At 40.0% G+C, this 3,873-nt stretch carries 3 protein-coding genes; all 3 read right to left on the minus strand.

Translation table 11 applies throughout. The annotated features are described in order from the left end of the window. Positions 1-2,244, minus strand: a 2,244-nt coding sequence (gene fdhF / locus ACESM9_RS14935; RefSeq protein ID WP_373000509.1) for a formate dehydrogenase subunit alpha, incomplete at its 3' end; no start/stop codon positions are given. 42 nt (positions 2,245-2,286) lie between these two features. Further along, on the minus strand, positions 2,287-3,201 hold the full coding sequence (locus ACESM9_RS14940) for a 2Fe-2S iron-sulfur cluster-binding protein (RefSeq protein ID WP_373000512.1): 915 nt from the start codon (positions 3,199-3,201) through the stop codon (positions 2,287-2,289). A gap of 264 nt (positions 3,202-3,465) precedes the next feature. After that, positions 3,466-3,873 (minus strand): ECF transporter S component (locus ACESM9_RS14945; RefSeq protein ID WP_373000514.1); only part of this gene is annotated, 408 nt, incomplete at its 5' end.

Here is a 3,873-nt window from a genome sequence, read left to right on the forward strand (position 1 = left end):
ATAGGAAGTTCCAGGATGATCCTTGGTTGGGCAAGGCCATTGTATACCTTTATCTTCTATTCTCTCATAGTCTATGCCTGCATAGGATGGTGTTACTGACGCTATTTCATCAAATATTTCTGAAGGGTTGTTATAGGTCTTGTTGTAGCCAAGTCTATTCATAAGATCCATAAGTATCATCCAGTCAGGCTTTGCCTGTCCAGGTGCATTTATGGCCTTTCTCACTCTTTGTACCCTTCTTTCTGTATTTGAGAAGGTTCCATCTTTTTCTGCAAAGGCTGCAGCAGGAAGCACTACATCTGCCAGCTCTGCAGTCTCAGTGAGGAATATATCCTGTACCACCAAGAATTCTGTATGTTCCAATGCATGCTTCACATGGTTGAGATCCGGATCTGAAACCATTGGATTTTCACCCATTATATAGAGCATCTTAATATCTCCGTTAGCTGCAGCATTCAGCATTTCAGCAACGGTAAGTCCAGGTTTCTGGGAAAGTCCTTTCACACCCCATGCCTTTTCAAACTTTTCTGCTACCTCAGGTTTATTCACAGCCTGATAGCCTGTATATACATTAGGCAGTGCTCCCATATCGCAGGCACCCTGAACATTGTTCTGTCCTCTAAGTGGGTTAACTCCTGTAGACTCACGGCCTATTTGTCCACACAACATAGCAAGGTTGGCCATGGTCATAACATTGTTGGTTCCCGATGTGTGCTGAGTGATGCCCATGCAGTATACTATGCTGCTCTTTTGGCCTTTTGCATATAATCTTGCAGCTTTTCTTATATCTTCTGCATCTACCCCGCAGATTTCAGCAGCCTTTTCAGGAGTAAAGTCCTTAACGGCTTCTTTCAATTTCTCAAAGTCTTCTGTTCTTTCTGCGATAAATTCCTTATTCTCCAGTCCTTCAGATAAAATCACATTCATCATTCCATTGACAAGAGCAATGTTGGTACCTGGCTTTATCTGTAGGAATGTATCTGCATCATTGGATAAATCAATCTTTCTGGGATCTGCAACTATAAGCTTGGTACCCTTTCTTAATGCCTGTCTAATCTTTGAACCGATAACAGGGTGGTTTTCTGTAGTATTGGATCCCATTACAAATATAACATCAGCGCCTAAAAGCTCATTGATTCCATTAGTCATAGCTCCGCTTCCAAATGTAGTTGCAAGACCTGCAACTGTAGCGGAATGTCAGAGGCGGGCACAATGGTCAATATTATTTGTGCCAATCACCGCCCTGAATAATTTTTGCATGAGGTAATTTTCCTCATTGGTACATCTTGCAGAGGACAAAGCTCCAAAAGCTTCTGAGCCATGTTCCTTCTTAATTTCCTTTATTTTGGATGCTATTAGATCCATAGCCTCATCCCAGCTAGCTTCCTTTAGTTCTCCATCTTTTCTGATAAGAGGAGTCTTAAGTCTATCGGGATGGCTCAAAAATCTATAGCCGAATTTTCCTTTTACGCAGAGAAGTCCATCATTAGGCTCTATATTAACAGGTTCTACGCCTACTACCTTGTTGTCCTTTACCAAAAGCTCCATCTGGCAGCCTACACCACAGTATGAGCAGGTAGTTCTTACCCTTTTGACTTCCCATTGTCTGAATTTTTCAGGTTGCTTAGGCATTAGAGCACCGACAGGGCATACTGAAACACAGTTACCGCAGGAAACGCAGTTGGAGTCCTCAAATGTCTTATCTCCTGCAACACCTACATGGGTATAGAAACCTCTTTCAATAAGGTTTATGGCGCCTGTACATTGCAGTTCATTATCAACCCTTACACATCTTCCGCATAGTATGCATTTGTTTGGATCATACGTAAAGAAAGGATTGCTGTCGTCTACTGGGTAATTTTTCTTCTCACCCTTATAGCCCCCTTCTTTTATGTCGTACTCATAGCATAGATTCTGTAAAGTACAGTTGCCTGATTTTTCACAAGTTAGACAATCCAGCGGATGATTCTCAATCATAAGTCTTAGTATTTCTTTACGAGCTTCGATTACAGAGGAACTGTTTGTTTCAATTACCATGCCCTCTGCTACTGGAGCAGAACATGAAGGCATAAGAGCCCTTGCGCCTTTAACTTCTACTACACATATACGGCAGGCTCCATGGGCTACTAATCTTTCATCATAGCATAAAGTAGGTATATGTATACCTATTTTTTGGGCTGCTTGTAGTATGGTAGAGCCTGGTTCAGCTTGACATTGCACCCCATTGATGGTTAAGTTAACCAATAATCTTACCTCCTTTACATCATATAGAAATAAAACAAATGATTATAACTTTTCCATTATCTTCTCTAATCCTAAGGCTTCTGCCCAGCTTACTTCCACATAACTTTCTTCCTTTTTCATCAGTGGAACAGCAGGATTATCATTATATGTTAAATCTACGGACAATCTCCCTTTCAGACATAGAGGCCTACCCTCGCCTGGCTCCTTTGCTCTTACTCCAATTACATTCCCATTTTTCCTTAAAAGCTCAAAATGGCAGCCATGGTCACATTGGGTACATCTCACTTCTTCTTTTTCTGCTTCCCATGCTCTGGCTTTTCCTGCAATTCTATTGTCTATCAATGCTCCTACTGGGCATACGCTTATGCATCTTCCACAAGATACACAGGATGACTCACCTAAAATTTTATCATTATCTGCAATTATATGAGTTTCAAATCCTCTTTCCCCAAAGGATAATACGCTTCTTTCCTGTACCTGGCTGCATGTGCTCACACATCTTCCACACAGTATGCACTTGCTGTTATCTCTTAATATGTATGGATTTGAAGTATCTATGGTGGCTACCCTTCTTGCACCATTATGATCTCTGAATTTTACATCATATCTGTAGGCATACTCTTGAAGCTTGCATTCCCCGGCTTTGTCACAAGTTAAACAATCATTGGGATGGTTATCCAATATCAGTCTTAGTATTTCTTTTCTTGCTTCTACAACAGCAGGGCTTTCAGTATATACTACCATTCCTTCCGCAGCTGGAAGTACACATGAAGCCTGTAGAGATCTGGCTTTTTCTACCTCAACAACACAAATACGGCAAGCTCCCACTTCATTGACACCCTTCAAATAACATAGAGCAGGAATATCTATGCCTATACTTTTGGCAGCTTCCATAACAGTGGCACCCTTCTTCACCTTTACAGGAATGCCATCAATAGTCAAATTAATCATATCCATTTGAGCTCCCCCTATAATTAATATTGAAAACATATTAAAAATTCAGTAAATACTTTCAGCAATTCCATAATAACTCATTGTGAAAATATCGTCAATATAAAACAAAAAATAAAGACTAATCCTGCAAAGTTAATTTATGCAGAATTAATCTTTTGCCTCTAATCTGTTTTCAGTTCTAGGGTATGAAGCTAAAGATGTTTTATGAATTTTAGTAACTATATCCTCCACTTGTCGTTGGGATGATAATTCTTTAACATTATATAATTATTTCTCTTCTTTATTGCTTCTATTCAAAACTTCAATTATTATTAAGGCTATGCCTCCTCCTATCAAGGCTGTCATAAGCTGAGGAAAGCTCAATGCTGCCTGTATAGGTGGTTTTACAGATACAAAATAGTTCACTGTAGCATAGAGCAACCCAAACTTAATTATGGCTGCAAAACCAACAGCAATGAACTTGTTGCGACTCTTAAATATTGAATAAATGCCTCCGTATAAGATATTCCCTGCCACAATAAAAGGTATAACCGGAACCATAGCAGGAGGTTGAACTCCCAATACCAATGCCATAAAGGGAGTTATTGCTCCTATAGCTGCAGACCAAGGCCATCCACAAATTTCTGCTGCTATTATCAAAACACCATTTATGCCTGAGCCTGTTATCAACTGACC

The sequence above is a fragment of the Lutispora sp. genome (genome assembly GCF_041687175.1).
Classification (GTDB): domain Bacteria; phylum Bacillota; class Clostridia; order Lutisporales; family Lutisporaceae; genus Lutispora.